Here is a 15,250-nt window from a genome sequence, read left to right on the forward strand (position 1 = left end):
AATTTAATTAGCTTTCTATTCTCGTAATCTTTGCACCTATGGCTCTAAGTCGTTCATCTATATCTTCGTAGCCACGATCAATCTGTTCAATATTATGAATTGTAGAGATCCCCTTTGCACTTAATGCAGCAATTAATAAAGATATTCCTGCTCGAATATCGGGAGACACCATTGTGGTTGCTTTTAAGGTAGATTTAAAATCGTGACCTATGATTGTGGCTCTATGCGGATCGCATAAAATAATTTTTGCCCCCATATCAATAAGCTTATCAACAAAGAACAGACGGCTCTCAAACATTTTTTGATGCACCATTACTTCTCCTCTTGCTTGTGTAGCTACCACCAATACAATACTTAGTAAATCGGGAGTAAAACCTGGCCACGGAGCATCAGCAATGGTCATAAATGAACCATCAATATAACTTTCTATTTGGTATCCATCTTTATGAGCGGGAATATAAATATCGTCTCCAACTCGTTCCAAGGTAATTCCCAATTTCCTGAAGGTATTTGGAATAATCCCAAGGTTTTCCCAGCTAACATTTTTTATGGTAACTTCGCTTTTGGTCATGGCTGCAAGACCTATCCATGATCCTATCTCGATCATATCTGGTAGTACGCGATGTTTACAACCACTTAACTTTTGCACACCTTCAATGGTAAGCAAATTAGAACCTACACCGGTAATTTTTGCTCCCATAGAATTCAACATCCTGCATAGTTGTTGCAAATACGGTTCGCAAGCTGCATTATAAATGGTAGTAGTTCCTTTTGCCAATACCGCAGCCATTACAATATTTGCGGTACCTGTTACAGAAGCTTCATCTAATAGCATATAGGTACCTGTGAGACCTTCTGGAGCTTCAACACCATAAAAACGTTCTTCTTTATTGTATCTAAACTTTGCTCCCAGGTTTATAAAACCTTCGAAATGGGTATCCAAACGTCTCCTTCCTATTTTATCTCCCCCCGGGCGTGGGATATATCCCTTACCAAACCTCGCCAAGAGCGGACCAACAATCATTATGGAACCTCTTAGACCACTTCCTTCTTTCTTAAATTGTTCACTCTCTAAATATTCAAGATTAAGCTCATCACTTTTAAAAGAATACACTCCTTTGTCAAGTTTTTGAACCTTTACCCCAAGATTACGTAGAATATCAATTAATTTATTTACATCCCTAATATCTGGAATGTTAGAGATTACAACTTCTTCTGGAGTTAATAATACTGCACAAAGAATTTGAAGAGCTTCATTTTTTGCACCCTGCGGAGTAATTTCTCCCTTGAGTTGATGCCCTCCTTCTATCTGAAAAGTACCCATTTGGTATATAAGCGTTAGTTAGTGGTTAATAATTATATTGGGGAGTGTTAGTTAGTAACGTTTTTTGCCTCTTCCTCTATAGTTCTTTTTGCCTCCGCTACTTTTTTTCTTTTTACCTCGCATTAAATTAGACGAATCGGTAAGGTCTTCGGTGCTTCCCTTTAGGTTTATTTGACCGTTACTTAATTCAAAAAGGTGGTCAAAAATAACACTATCTTCAACGGTATCTTTGTTCCAATTAAGATAGCATTTTTTCATGTGATTCGCTATGGTGTAAACAAGTGCCGTTTTTAGATCTCCTTCTTCCCATTTATTGGCAACATCAATCATTCTCTTGATGTTATTTCCATAAAATCTATATTTAGGAAAGTTTTGAGGGTATTCTAAAGGTTCTGGTCGCTCTTGCAACTTTTCTTTGGTTAAAATAGGAAAAGGAGCTTCAACATCGAGTTTAAAATCGCTCATAATAAATAACTGATCCCACAACTTATGCTGAAACTCTGGCACATCTCTTAAATGCGGCTGCAAATTACCCATCACCGCAATAATAGATTTAGCAACTTTATTTCTTTCTTCTTTATCTTCAATAGATACTGCATGATTTATCATTTTCTGTAAATGGCGCCCATATTCAGGAATGATAAGCTTCTCTCTCTCTGTATTATATTCTAAATTATCAATTTTCATCAAAAAACATTTAAGTGAAGTATTCTCGTTTATAGTATAGAGCAAGAATAATTCGTCTCGCAAAATACTAAAATTAAATAAGTAAGTTACACACTACTTCTATAAAATTATTTATGTAATAACTCACTACCTATTCGAGTGATTAATTGTGTATAGCCAACAAATAACTTTTATGAAGTAAAACGTATAAAAAAGTACTATTATAAAGAGATGACACCTTCAACTTTTGAAGCAACTTCTTTATACTTAAGAATAACCTGATCTGGATTTTTCATCCTTACGTTAATTGATACACTTGTATACTTACCGTTTTTGGATTGTTTTGTACTTATTACAGCTCCAAGGTTATCAAAAATAGCTTCAACTTGCGCTATTTTAGTGCTATCGGTAGGTACAATAAACTTATACAAATATGCCGTTGGCCATAAAGCCGTATCTGCTAATTGTGTCTTTAATTTTTTATAAAACTCTTCAGAATTATCCATATTCTCTATCTCACAAATTTTGAGCCAAAGATACGGGTTATCATTTACAAAAACGAGACAGAAAGCACAAACTCTTTTTTATTGATTAGAAAAAATTGCCACTATTTTTTGATATTGCTCTTGAGTATCTATATCTATTCCTTGATCGGTTAGTGGAATTGTTTTAATAGCTTTCAAATATTTTTTTATGATAAAACGTGCACCGTAGTCTTCTTTTAACTCCACTAACTCTTTAAAAACACGTTTTGAAAAAATGGCCGGAACCCCTATCCTATTACCCAAATCCGATGCAACAATGGGAACATTGTTTTTAGCAAAAGAAGTAATTAAGTCCTTATAATGAGTTGCAGGTATTAATGGCTGGTCTATTAGTGAGATTAATGCAGCATCAAGCGTTGGGATATCTTTGAGAATTGCTTTAATCCCAACTTGTATAGATGATCCCATACCACGTTCCCAATCTGGATTATTGATTACTGTTACCGGGAGCTGACTAATTTGTCTATAAATCGAATCATAATACGCTCCTAAAACAACATAAGTCGACACTTCTTTCATTACCAAAGACTGAGAAATTGCATGATCAATAAGTGTCGTGTTTTTCCAAGGCAACAATTGCTTTGGCTCTCCCATTCTGTTTGAGGCTCCAGCTGCAAGAATGAGCTGAGCTATTTTAGGGTTTTGAAGAGATGACATTTATACTTTTTCGTTTAGGGTCATCATGAATTGCTCCTTTTTTATTTTGCAACGGAATCGGTTCTTGATTGCGTATTACTGAAAGAATTTCGGCGATTATAGAAATTGCGATTTCCTCTGGTGTTTCTGCTCCAAGATTTAACCCTGCAGGACCGTGAATACTATCTAAAAATTCATCGGCAACTTCTGGATGATAATCTATAAAAGCAGAAAGTAGCTTTTCTCGTCGTCTAGCGGGACCAAGCAAACCTATATAAATCGGTTTTTCGCCCTTTATAGCCTGAAGATATAACAAATCTTTTGCAAAATTATGAGTCATTAAAACAACTGCAGTTTGTTTATCAACTTGTTTAATCTTTACATCTCCAGGATCATAATTAAGGACCTTGTTTGCACCAGGGAATTCCTCTAATTGTTTCGGATTTTTAGGAGATCCAACGACTTCTATCTCCCATCCTGTCATGGCAGCCAATTGACAAAGTTTGACTGCATCATGCTCGGTTCCTATAATAATCAAACGAAAACAAGGCTGCATTTTTCTTTGAAAACTTTCCTGTTTTTGTTGCTGAAACGAAATTAGATTGAGGTGATTAGAAAACGGAAACTTTTTTCCATCATCAAATTGTACGACAGATCCAAGATGATCGCTATTTGTCTTATGTTTAGAATAAAAAGAGGTTATTTCGAATGATTTTCGAGATTTTAGTTTTTCTCTAATAGTCACAATAACCTTTTCATGTATATCAAAAGTTTCTATTAGAATATACAACAATCCTTCACAACCTAACCGGTATTTACCGTCATAAGTCATCATTTTTGGAACACCGGTCTCAAATACAGATTGCGCTTGCCTGAATACTTCTTTTTCAACACAGCCACCACTTACAGCGCCTTTTGTAACCCCATTTTGTAGCAAGAGCATACCCACTCCCGGTCTTCGGTAGGAAGAACCTTCTACATCTACCACAGTAGCCATAACAGCAGGTATTCCCTGCTGTTTTGCTACAACATAAGATTCTATAATTTCCTTAAATTCGTGTGTCATCTTATTGATTATCCTAGTGGAGCTTTTGCTTTCATATGCTTAATAAATGGCTGCTTATACAAGCGTATACCTTTTGCTGCTTTAATAGCATTGGCCACTGCCGCACCTGCGGGAGGTAACGTTGGTTCTCCCAGCCCAGTTGGAGAAAGTCCATTTTCTATGAAATGTGTTTCCACTATTGGCGTTTCATTAATACGGATTAATCGATACTTGTCAAAGTTTTTACTTTGCGGCTCTCCATCTTTAAATGATAAATCACCATACATTGCATGTCCTACACCATCGATTACCCCTCCTTCTATCTGATTTTTGGCGCCTAAAGGGTTAACAACAATTCCGCAATCCACAATACAAGTGACTTTTTTCACTACAGGGACATCATTTTCAAGCTCAACTTCGGCAACTTCGGCTACATGCGTATTATGACAATAGTAAGCACTAAAACCTTGATAAACTCCTTCTTTTGCATTACCCCAACCCGACTTTTCTACGGCAACTTTTATCACATTTTCTAATCGTTCTGGTGAATACTGAATTCTCTCATCTGTGGTTCCTTTTACTTTTTGAAGTAAATCCAAACGAAGTTTGATACGATCTACTTCTAGAATCTCGGCTAGCTCATCAAAGAAACTTTGCTCTGCAAAGGATAAGAAGTTTGTATATGGTGCTCTCCAGGCTCCTGTAGTTATTTTACTATCATAAGCAGCGACATCAACCTGGTAATTTTCTATCGCGCCTGCCGGGAAAAAATTAGGAATTAATCCATACATATTGGAGTTTATGGAAGCTTCCTTCAGGTGGTACCCTGTTATTTTTCCATCTTTTACGGAAGCACTAATTCTATATTTTATAGATGGACGATATATTCCGGCTGTCATATCATCCTCTCTAGAATAAACAACTTTTACCGGTCTTTTGGCAAGCTTCGAAATTTCTGCTGCTTCTAATGCAAAATCCCCATATAGTCTTCTACCAAAACCTCCACCCATACGGGTCATTTCTACGGAAACATCTTCAGCTTCTCTTTCCAAAAGTTCGGCAACTCTTCTAGCGGTACCTGCTGGGGTTTGTATAGGACCTACCAATCTTACTTTTTCTTCGGTAACATCAGCAAAGAAGTTCATAGGTTCCATACAATTATGAGGTAAGAAAGGAGATTCGTATGTTCTCTCGATTACCTGATCTGCCGCTGCAAAAGCTTTTTTGACATCACCATCGGCTCGCATGGTTTTAAACTCTTTTCCATTAAGAAGGTCTGTTAGGATTTTATCATGAGCTTCTGTGTTTTCAAGTTTTGAATCTGAAGTCCAGGTAGCCTCCAGCGCTTTTTTTCCTTTCATTGCGGTCCAGGTATCCTTTGCCAAAACGGCGACTTTATCTCCAAATCTTACTACATCTTGTACCCCAGAGATTGCTTTGGTAGCTGCATCATCATAGCTCTCAAGCTTTTTACCAAAAGCTGGTGGTCGCAGTACCACAGCATACGCCATTCCTTCTTCCTTATAATCCAGGCCAAACAATGGTTTCCCGGTTATAATTTTATCGATATCTACGTTACTTGCATCTGTACCTATAATATTAAAGTCTTTTGGATCCTTTAGTGTTACATTTTCGGGCACTTCAAGAGCTGCAGCTTCTTTAACTACTTCTCCATAACTAAGCTTATCCCCATTTGCATTAATAATTGTTCCATTCTCGGTTTTACAGGAAGAAGCATCAACGCCCCACTTTGCCGCCGCCGCATTGATTAACATCTGACGAGCAGTAGCTCCTGTTTGTCGTAAAGATTCCCAACCAAATCGTATTGATTGACTTCCGCCTGCTACCTGGCGCGTAAAGTTTTTGGTATCTAGTGCTCCTTGCACAACATGTACATTATCCCAAGAAACATCCAATTCTTCGGCTATAATCATTGGCATTGATGTTTTGACTCCCTGTCCAATTTCTGGATTAGGAGAAAAAATAGTAACCATACCATTATCGGCAATTTTTATGAATGCATTGAAGTCATTAAAATTGAGTTGAGAAATATCAACAGGAGGTTTGGCCTCTGGTTTACAGGCCTGAAAAAGATTAAATCCTATTAACATACCCCCACCAGCCAAAGCCGACGTTTTTATAAAAGACCTTCTACTAAATGAAGGTGATAGTGTATTTTTCATTTCTTTGCAATTTAAGGTTAGCTCATTTTACTGGCTGCAAGTTCTACGGCTTTTTCTATTCTATTGTAAGAAGCACATCGACAAATATTACCGCTCATTGCGTCCCTAATTTCAGATTTACTAGGGTTCGGATTTTGACTTAGAAAAGCAGAAGCAGACATTATTTGTCCCGCTTGGCAATATCCACATTGAGGAACATCGATTTCTTTCCAGGCTTGTTGCACGGGGTGCGAGATGTCTTCAGATATCCCTTCTATTGTAGTAATTTCCATATTTTCTACATTAGAAACCTGAAGTAAACAACTTCTGGTAGCCGAACCATCAACATGAACGGTACAGGCTCCACATTGGCCTATACCACAGCCAAATTTAGTACCTACCATATCCAGATGGTCTCTAAGCACCCATAATAACGGAGTATCTTGATCGGCTTCAACAGAGTGAGACTGACCATTTATTTTTAAATTATAAACTGGCATGAGTTTTTGTTTTAGAATTTATTCTTAACTAGTCTAAATAAAGCAATTTACTAAGAATTGCTACTGAAGTTAGTAAAAAAACAGTTGATCAAATTCAACTTTAACAGAGCTTTATACTTCTGTTAATAGTATTTTTTAATTCATTATATAATTACGAAATTTGTATCAAAATTATTCATTTGACAAAGAAAAGAATTGTAATTACAGGTGCTCCTGGAACAGGAAAAACTTCAGTTATCTTGAAATTAGAAGAAGCCAATTTTTTTTGTTTTCATGAGGTGATAAGAGCTATGACTCAAGAAGCAAAGAAAAGTAATGGTTCAAATAGTATCGTTTCTAATCCTATTGTTTCGGTTTCTGATCCGTATCAATTTAATACCACCATACTAAATGCCAGAATTAAACAATTTACAGACGCTTTATCAAAAGTAGATGATATTTTGTTTTATGACCGCGGCATTCCTGATGTTTTGGCTTACATGGATTATTTTGATCAAAAATATGAGGATCATTTCATCGACAAATGCAAGAAACATGTTTATGATCATGTTTTTATTTTGCCCCCATGGAAAGAAATTTATATCTCTGATGAGGAACGATTTGAAAGTTTTGAACAAGCCGAACAAATTCATTATCATTTATTAAACACTTATACCGACTTAGGGTATGATTGTATAGAAGTTCCTTTTGGAACCGTAGCCGAACGAAACAACTTTATTCTTAACAACATAAAAAAGTATTGATAAAATCTCCTCTCCAAATATTACAAGAATATTGGAAACATAATAGTTTCAAACCACTTCAGGAAGAAATTATTAACGCTGTTCTGGAAGGAGAGGATACCTTTGCTTTGTTACCAACAGGTGGCGGGAAATCTATTTGTTTTCAGGTTCCGGCTATGACAAAAGAGGGAATCTGCATTGTTATTTCACCACTTATTGCATTGATGCAGGACCAGGTAAAAAACCTACAGGAAAAAGGGATTAAAGCCATAGCACTTACCAGTGGAATAAGATATAATGAATTAGATACGCTTTTAGATAATTGCATCTATGGAAACTATAAGTTTTTGTACTTATCACCAGAGAGACTTCAGCAAGATATTGTGCAGGAGCGATTAAAACAGATGAATATTAATCTCATTGCCATCGATGAAGCTCATTGCATTTCACAATGGGGAAACGATTTTAGACCTTCATATAAAAAAATCAAAGTACTTAGAGAACTACACCCCTATGTTCCTATGATCGCTTTAACAGCTTCTGCTACAAAACCAGTTGTTGATGATATAATTACAGAACTGGACCTTTTCCAAACCAAAATATTCAGACAATCATTTTTTAGACCAAATCTAGCGTATTGGGTAATAAATGCTGAAGATAAAACCTATAGAACCCTTCAAATACTGAAGAAATATTCTGGTTCCTCGATAATTTATGTTAGAAACAGAAAAGCAACTATCGAACTTAGTCGTATGCTTAATGATAATGGGTTTACGGCTACCTATTATCACGGAGGAGTCGATGCAAAAGACAAATCTACTCGTTTTAATCAATGGTTAAAAGAAGAAACACAAATAATGGTAGCTACCAATGCTTTTGGCATGGGGATCGACAAGCCAAATGTTCGCACAGTTATACATCATGATATTCCCGAAAGTATCGAAAGTTATTTCCAGGAGGCAGGAAGAGCTGGAAGAGATGGCAAAAAATCTTATGCATTTCTTTTAAAGAACAAAAATGATAATCAAAGACTCAATAATCAGTTTATAAAAGTACTCCCTAATATAGATGCAGTAAAATTGGTTTACCGTAAGCTTTGCAATTATTTTCAGATATCTTACGGCGAAGGAGAGCATACTGCGCACAATTTCGATTTCAATTCATTTTGCAGAACATATGAAATTAACACCTTAACTACTTATAATACATTACAATTTCTTGATCGATGCGGAGTGATAAGATTTACTCAACAATTTTCACAAAAGAACAATCTGAAAATACTCACCACTGGAAATCATCTTTTGAAGTATATCGAAAACAACAAGGGGTATGAAATTATCCTAAAAACCATACTAAGGACTTATGGAGGTATTTTTGATGAAGAAATAAGCATAAACATTCCTCTAATTGCCTCAAAAACTAATAAACCAGAAAATGAAATCATTACAATCCTAGGCAAACTTCAAGATGCTGAGCTATTAGAATTTGAACATAGTGTATCTGACGCCCAAATTATCTTTTTGGTACCTAGAGAAGATGATCGCACAATCAACAAAATAAAACATCATTTAGTAGAGCAGAACAATTCAAAAATTGACAAGGTTAAAGCAATGCTAGCATTTACTGAAAATACCATCGAATGCAAAAGCAAACAACTTTTACAATATTTTGGAGAAAACAACGCCACAGATTGCGGAATCTGCAGTTTCTGTACAAGAAAACAAACTAAAAATACATCTTATGATGTAAATCAAATAAGATCGGATATATTAAGGCTTTTACAAGAAAAAAAATTATCTTCAAGAGATTTGATCGATAGATTGGAATATCCAGAAAGAATTATGCTGGATGTGCTGCGTGAAATGAATGAACATCAAATTATAAGAATCAACCACGACAATAACTATCAACTAGTATAAAAAATGAGAGATTTACGAATCGTATTTATGGGTACTCCAGATTTTGCCGTAGCTACTCTAAAATCCATAATAGAACACAATTATAATGTTGTAGGCGTTATCACCGCTCCAGATCGACCTGCCGGAAGAGGAAGAAAACTTAAAGCTTCTGCTGTAAAAGAATATGCATTATCAAAGAATTTAACGGTACTTCAACCAACAAATCTGAAAGATGAAAATTTCATAGAAGAACTAAAAGGACTTAAACCTAATCTTAATGTCGTAGTGGCTTTCAGAATGTTGCCTAAAGCAGTTTGGGATATGCCCGAATATGGTACTTTTAATCTACACGCATCTCTTTTACCAGATTACAGAGGAGCAGCCCCGATCAACTGGGCAATTATTAATGGAGAACGAAAAACCGGGGTAACTACCTTTTTTATTGATGAAAAAATTGATACAGGACATATTATTTACCAAGAAGAAGTACCTATAGAAGAAACCGATAATGCAGGAACATTGCATGACAAATTAATGGTCACCGGGGCAGAACTCGTTATACATACTTTAAAAGGAATAGAAAATAACACTATCGAAGTCAAACCACAACCAAAGGAAGATACTTTCAAAACGGCATATAAACTTAATCGAGACAACACCAAAATAAACTGGACTAACGATATTAATACAATTAACAATCTTATTCGTGGTCTAAGCCCATACCCTTCTGCATGGTGTGAACTATATAATAAGGGAACTTCTCAATCGGTTAAAATATATGATGCCACTCCAATAATAGAAACTCATAATTTTGATACTGGTAAAATCATTGTTGAAGATTCTACTATTAAGGTCGCCGTTGAAAAAGGCTATCTTATTCTAAACAAATTACAACTACCGGGAAAAAAAGCAATGGAGGGCAAAGCCCTATTAAATGGTTATATTTTTTATCGGGATGCCAAAATGAGCTGAAGTTAACCTGATATTGGGGTTTAAAAAACTATAAAATCTTTCGTTGTTTATTAACAATCGCCTTGAGTTATCAACAAATCCTTGTATTTACTGGGCTATTCCTTGCACGAATCATAAATCCGTATAAATTTGTAGAGCGTTTAACATAAAGATTGGTTTAACCAACAATTAATTTAAAAACAGAATTATGAACAAAACAGAATTAATCGATGCAATGGCAGCTGATGCTGGAATCACTAAAGCAGCGGCTAAAAAAGCCTTAGAATCTTTCTTAGGAAACGTTGAAGGAGCTCTTAAAAAAGGGAACCGTGTTTCTTTAGTAGGATTTGGATCTTGGTCAGTTTCTAAAAGAGCTGCAAGAGAAGGTAGAAACCCACAAACCGGTAAGACTATCAAAATCGCTGCTAAAAACGTTGTTAAGTTTAAGGCTGGTGCTGATTTATCAAGTGCGGTAAACTAATCAGTTCGTTTTCGATATTATTAAAAAGCTCTCGGTTTCGAGGGCTTTTTTTGTGGTTTTACCGCAAAAAAGCCTTTACCACTTTGATTATTAGAAATAATTATTTAGCTTTAAGATAATCAAAGCCATCAAATGATATCACTTCAACCCTCAAAAGGACATCTTTTAATTGCAGAACCTTCTATAATAGGTGATGTTTCTTTTAATCGCTCTGTAGTTCTACTTGCAGACCATAGCGATCAAGGGTCTATTGGTTTTATTATGAATAAACCTCTTGAATATTTTCTCTCTGATCTAATACCAGAAATAGAATCTGATTTTAAGATCTATAATGGCGGGCCGGTAGAACAGGATAACTTGTATTTTATTCACAAGGTTCCTCATCTTATACCAAATAGTGTTGAAATATCGGGTGGCATTTATTGGGGCGGAGATTTTGCCGTTGTTTCTCGTCTAATTAAGGAAAGTAAAATTACTCAAAGTGAAATTCGTTTCTTCTTGGGATATTCTGGTTGGGATTCTCATCAGCTTAACCAGGAACTAGAAGCTAACTCTTGGGTTATTGTGGAGAACGATTATGAGAAAAACATTTTTGGAAAATCCTACGATACTTTTTGGAAAGAAAAAATGATTGAGCTTGGAGGTGAATATTTACTATGGTCAAATGCCCCTGAAAATCCAACATATAACTAACTTCCTAGCCTAATTTTGGTGTTTACAATCCCCAATAATCTTTTGCTAACTATGGTAACATATTCTTTCTTCCTGTATTTATATATTGGCTGAATTCCTTGAATCACGTTTGTAATGAATAACTCATCTGCTTTTTGTAACTCAAAAGGAGAAATTGAAGTTTCTTCAACCTTATAATCGGGTAATTCATTTAAAATTCTTAATAATTGAGTTCTCAATACACCTTTTAGACAGCCATCAGCTACTGGCGGTGTTTTAATCACGTCATCTTTTACCAAAAACAAATTTCCGTTTAACGCTTCGATAATCATTTTGTTTGAATTCATCAACAAACAATTATCAAAGCCATTTTCTTTAGCAAAAATACCTCCAAGTATATTTACCAATTTGTTATTAGACTTTAATGTAGAAAGTAAATCTGCCGCTACGTAATGATCTTTAAAAAGTGTTACCTCGTAAGGTTCATTAGATATGCTATAAAATCCTAAATCCAAAGGTGAAGCCGATATGACATAATCTATTGCATTAGATGTTGGTGTATAAAGACCACCGTAGCCCCTATTTACTATTAATTTTACTCTAGCTGCAGTATTAAACAAATCATTTTCTTTTATAACCTCCAAGATTTCATTTTCTAGAAATTCTGGAGTAAACTTCAAAGGAATCTGCATTCTAAGAATACGCATCGAAGCCATTAATCTAAAATAATGATCTTCCCAAAATATAATTTTACCAGCATTAACCCGAATCGTTTCAAACAAAGCATCTCCATAGGTATATCCTCTATTTGTAATTTCTAATGACGCTTTATCGGATTGTATTAAACTACCATTAATATTGATCATAAAAAAAGTCCCATAAAAATTAGAACTCTATGGGCGCGTAATTTATATTAAAAAAAAGAAATACTATGCTGAACCTAATACATGCTTAAGATTACTAATCATGTTATCCCAAAGCATTTTATTTTCGTCCATTTCGTCATCTTCAGAATAATCTGTTACCATCAAAGAGACATCTTTGGTTATTTCATCTACCTGGATGCGCATTTCGAAGAAATAATCTTTGTCATCATCTTCGTCTTCGACCCATCTAAACTTAATTCGTTCCCCACTTTTCTTACTTAATAACTTTGCTTCTTCTTCAGAATCATCCCAAATAAAAGTGAACAATTCTCCCCTAGAGTTTACATTATCTGCAAACCACTCAGAAAGTCCAGATGGAGTAGAAATATATTGATATAATAGTTGCGGTGATGATTGTACCACAAATTCAAGTTCATATTTTGTTTTTTCAGACATATCATTAATTGTTGGTAAGCCAATATATAGATTAATTGTCGACTTTAAAAGGACAATGAAAAAAAAATTAATTCTTAATTATTGTTTGCGTCAATGTATTTTGTTTTTATATTTGCACCCGCATTTATTATTAATGTAGCATCTATTAGGCGAGGTAGCTCAGCTGGTTAGAGCGTTGGATTCATAACCCAGAGGTCGGGGGATCGTGCCCCCCCCTCGCTACGATAAAAATAATACTTGCAATAACAAAAAAAAAGGTTGCCAAATGGCAACCTTTTTTTATTTATAACATAAAGTACTTCAACAATTTACATTTTTGCCGAAAGCTCATTGATTTGTTTTGATTTCACTTCCATATACTTGCTTAGCTTTTCTATTTCTTCCCCAGGTAGAATACTCATCAAACGAGTATATTGTCGGGATAGGTCACTACTAGCACTATTTAGCTTCAAAAAAGAATCCATATCATGTGCCTCTACAGCTTTTTTATAATTTGAAACATACTTTTCATAATCTCTTATATATTTTTTGGCATAAGAATTATTGGTTCTTTCAAAGGTACCGGGTATTCTCATTTCGCCATTATCTGTAGTAGTATTTTTTTTCGTAGAAGTTGTTTTTTTCTTTTTGGTGGTAGATTTTTTCTTTTTTGCTCCAGGTGCATTTACTACCACTCCTTTATCACTACTAACATCTGTTGAGTCTACAGGATATTCTACTGCTTCAAGTTCATTAATATTAGCACCCTTTGGATCTTTCTTACAAGAAGCAATTAGTAATAATGATGTTACACCCAGAAAAGTAACAAAAATGGTCTTTTTCATAATTTCAATTTTAGGAAAACAAAAGTTATATAAATGGTTTTTTATATTCGAAGCAACATAAAATTCAAACTATTAAGTTAACAATTTTTATATCAAAATCCCCCTTAATTTCTCAAAATTCATTTCTTCTTGTTCTCCTGAATGCATGTTTTTAACTGTAAACACCTGGTTGTCAACTTCAGAAGTACCTGCCAACACTACATATCTAACCCCTCTTTTATTAGCATATCCCATTTGCTTCTTCATTTTAGCATTATCAGGATAAAGTTCTGCTACAACACCTTCACTTCTTAATTTATTGACTGCTTTTAAACAATAAAGCGCTTCTTTTTCTCCAAAATTGATAAACAAAGCCTTTGTAGATGGCACAACAGTTTCGGGAAAAAGACCTAACTCTTCTAAAACCAAATAGATTCTATCCAAGCCAAAAGATATTCCTACCCCACTTACATCTTTAAGTCCAAAAATCGCGGTAAGATCATCATATCGCCCTCCGCCTCCTATAGATCCCATCTTAACAGTATCTGGAGCGGCTACTTCAAAAATAGCTCCTGTATAGTAATTTAAACCTCTAGCTAGAGTGACATCGAGGTCCAAAGAAGCAGTTTCTAAAGGCATTTCATTAACCGAATTCACAATAAACTGCAACTCTTCAACCCCTTGCATTCCTATTTCAGAAGAGGCCAAAAGATTCTTTAATTGATCAATCTTTTCAGAAGACGTACCTGTAAAATTAAATAATGGTTTCACTTTTTCGATAGAAGATTCCGGTATGCCTTTTTCCAGCATTTCTTTCTTAACACCATCTTCTCCAATTTTATCCAGCTTATCAAGGGCAACGGTAAAATCAATTAGTTTATCACTTGCACCTATTACCTCTGCAATTCCAGATAATACTTTTCTATTATTAATTTTTATAGTAACTCCTTGTAAATTGAGTTTTGTGAAAACCTTATCATAAAGCTGAATAAAATCAACTTCTTGCCATAATGACTTACTACCTACCACATCGGCATCACATTGATAAAATTCTCTAAACCTTCCTTTTTGGGGTCTGTCGGCTCTCCAAACTGGCTGGATTTGAGACCTCTTGAATGGAAAATCTATCTCATTTTGATGCTGCACCACGTATCGGGCAAAAGGTACGGTAAGATCATAACGCAACGCTTTTTCACTTATCTTGCTTGTTAGCTTATTGCTATCCTTACTACTATATAGATTATCATCTATTTTTCTTAAATAATCTCCACTATTTAAGATCTTAAAAATTAAGCGATCTCCTTCTTCTCCGTATTTACCCATTAAGGTTTCACTATTTTCAAAACTTGGGGTTTCTATGGGATGAAAACCAAATACTTGAAACTGCTCTCGTATAGTATTAATAATATAATTTCTTTTTGCTACTTCTACAGGAGAAAAGTCACGCGTTCCCTTTGGTATAGACGGTTTTTGTGCCATTATTCTAGTTTATTATTTCAGATTACAATTTATAGGTTTTACTA

16 protein-coding genes and 1 tRNA gene are annotated in these 15,250 nt (G+C 35.0%); 6 read left to right on the forward strand and 11 right to left on the reverse strand.

The annotated features are described in order from the left end of the window. Positions 1 to 7: 7 nt before the first annotated feature. From murA to U6A24_RS22525, 7 genes are all read right to left on the reverse strand, one after another. The gene (gene murA, locus U6A24_RS22495; protein WP_324182286.1) at positions 8 to 1,324 is read right to left on the reverse strand and encodes a UDP-N-acetylglucosamine 1-carboxyvinyltransferase; all 1,317 of its coding nucleotides are present in this window, start codon (positions 1,322 to 1,324) and stop codon (positions 8 to 10) included. 51 nt (positions 1,325 to 1,375) lie between these two features. Continuing rightward, positions 1,376 to 2,011: a DUF4290 domain-containing protein gene (locus tag U6A24_RS22500; protein ID WP_324182287.1), complete on the reverse strand. Its 636-nt coding sequence runs from the start codon at positions 2,009 to 2,011 to the stop codon at positions 1,376 to 1,378. A 200-nt stretch (positions 2,012 to 2,211) separates the two neighbouring features. After that, positions 2,212 to 2,496 carry a DUF493 family protein gene (locus U6A24_RS22505; protein WP_324182288.1) on the reverse strand — a complete coding sequence of 95 codons (285 nt, stop codon included), beginning with the start codon at positions 2,494 to 2,496 and terminating at the stop codon, positions 2,212 to 2,214. Positions 2,497 to 2,574: 78 nt separating this feature from the next. After that, complete coding sequence (locus tag U6A24_RS22510) at positions 2,575 to 3,192, reverse strand: nucleotidyltransferase family protein (protein ID WP_324182289.1); 618 nt, start codon at positions 3,190 to 3,192, stop codon at positions 2,575 to 2,577. Beyond that, the gene (locus U6A24_RS22515; RefSeq protein ID WP_324182290.1) at positions 3,170 to 4,237 is read right to left on the reverse strand and encodes an XdhC family protein; all 1,068 of its coding nucleotides are present in this window, start codon (positions 4,235 to 4,237) and stop codon (positions 3,170 to 3,172) included. The genes U6A24_RS22510 and U6A24_RS22515 overlap by 23 nt, the downstream gene beginning before the upstream one ends. A gap of 8 nt (positions 4,238 to 4,245) precedes the next feature. After that, the gene (locus U6A24_RS22520) at positions 4,246 to 6,399 is read right to left on the reverse strand and encodes a xanthine dehydrogenase family protein molybdopterin-binding subunit (RefSeq protein WP_324182291.1); all 2,154 of its coding nucleotides are present in this window, start codon (positions 6,397 to 6,399) and stop codon (positions 4,246 to 4,248) included. A gap of 17 nt (positions 6,400 to 6,416) precedes the next feature. Further along, the gene (locus U6A24_RS22525; RefSeq protein WP_324182292.1) at positions 6,417 to 6,878 is read right to left on the reverse strand and encodes a (2Fe-2S)-binding protein; all 462 of its coding nucleotides are present in this window, start codon (positions 6,876 to 6,878) and stop codon (positions 6,417 to 6,419) included. Positions 6,879 to 7,057: 179 nt separating this feature from the next. Between U6A24_RS22525 and U6A24_RS22530 the strand changes: the two genes are divergently transcribed. From U6A24_RS22530 to U6A24_RS22550, 5 genes are all read left to right on the forward strand, one after another. Further along, positions 7,058 to 7,621, forward strand: a complete 564-nt coding sequence (locus U6A24_RS22530) for an ATP-binding protein (protein WP_324182293.1) — start codon at positions 7,058 to 7,060, stop codon at positions 7,619 to 7,621. Beyond that, entirely contained in the window at positions 7,618 to 9,519 is a 1,902-nt protein-coding gene (locus U6A24_RS22535; protein WP_324182294.1) for a RecQ family ATP-dependent DNA helicase, read from the forward strand. The genes U6A24_RS22530 and U6A24_RS22535 overlap by 4 nt, the downstream gene beginning before the upstream one ends. A gap of 3 nt (positions 9,520 to 9,522) precedes the next feature. Further along, positions 9,523 to 10,470 (forward strand): methionyl-tRNA formyltransferase, encoded by a 948-nt coding sequence (gene fmt / locus U6A24_RS22540; protein WP_324182295.1) that lies wholly within the window; start codon positions 9,523 to 9,525, stop codon positions 10,468 to 10,470. A gap of 187 nt (positions 10,471 to 10,657) precedes the next feature. Further along, a complete protein-coding gene (locus U6A24_RS22545; RefSeq protein WP_324182296.1) occupies positions 10,658 to 10,930 on the forward strand; it encodes an HU family DNA-binding protein in 273 nt (90 codons plus the stop codon). 132 nt (positions 10,931 to 11,062) lie between these two features. After that, entirely contained in the window at positions 11,063 to 11,623 is a 561-nt protein-coding gene (locus tag U6A24_RS22550) for a YqgE/AlgH family protein (protein WP_324182297.1), read from the forward strand. Here the strand turns inward: U6A24_RS22550 and U6A24_RS22555 are convergent. Further along, positions 11,620 to 12,468 (reverse strand): aminotransferase class IV, encoded by an 849-nt coding sequence (locus tag U6A24_RS22555; protein ID WP_324182298.1) that lies wholly within the window; start codon positions 12,466 to 12,468, stop codon positions 11,620 to 11,622. The two genes, U6A24_RS22550 and U6A24_RS22555, sit on opposite strands and share 4 nt — an antisense overlap. A gap of 63 nt (positions 12,469 to 12,531) precedes the next feature. Beyond that, a complete protein-coding gene (locus U6A24_RS22560; RefSeq protein WP_324182299.1) occupies positions 12,532 to 12,924 on the reverse strand; it encodes an START-like domain-containing protein in 393 nt (130 codons plus the stop codon). A 148-nt stretch (positions 12,925 to 13,072) separates the two neighbouring features. On the opposite strand from U6A24_RS22560, the gene U6A24_RS22565 reads away from it, so the two are divergent. Next, positions 13,073 to 13,146 (forward strand) — tRNA-Met (locus tag U6A24_RS22565). Between the two features lie 86 nt (positions 13,147 to 13,232). Here the strand turns inward: U6A24_RS22565 and U6A24_RS22570 are convergent. Together U6A24_RS22570 and hisS are read right to left on the reverse strand one after the other, a co-directional pair. Continuing rightward, a complete protein-coding gene (locus tag U6A24_RS22570) occupies positions 13,233 to 13,748 on the reverse strand; it encodes a hypothetical protein (protein WP_324182300.1) in 516 nt (171 codons plus the stop codon). 87 nt (positions 13,749 to 13,835) lie between these two features. Continuing rightward, positions 13,836 to 15,206, reverse strand: a complete 1,371-nt coding sequence (gene hisS / locus U6A24_RS22575; protein ID WP_324182301.1) for a histidine--tRNA ligase — start codon at positions 15,204 to 15,206, stop codon at positions 13,836 to 13,838. Positions 15,207 to 15,250: the final 44 nt, after the last annotated feature.

This window comes from Aquimarina gracilis (assembly GCF_035285365.1).
GTDB classification, from domain to species: Bacteria; Bacteroidota; Bacteroidia; order Flavobacteriales; family Flavobacteriaceae; genus Aquimarina; species Aquimarina gracilis.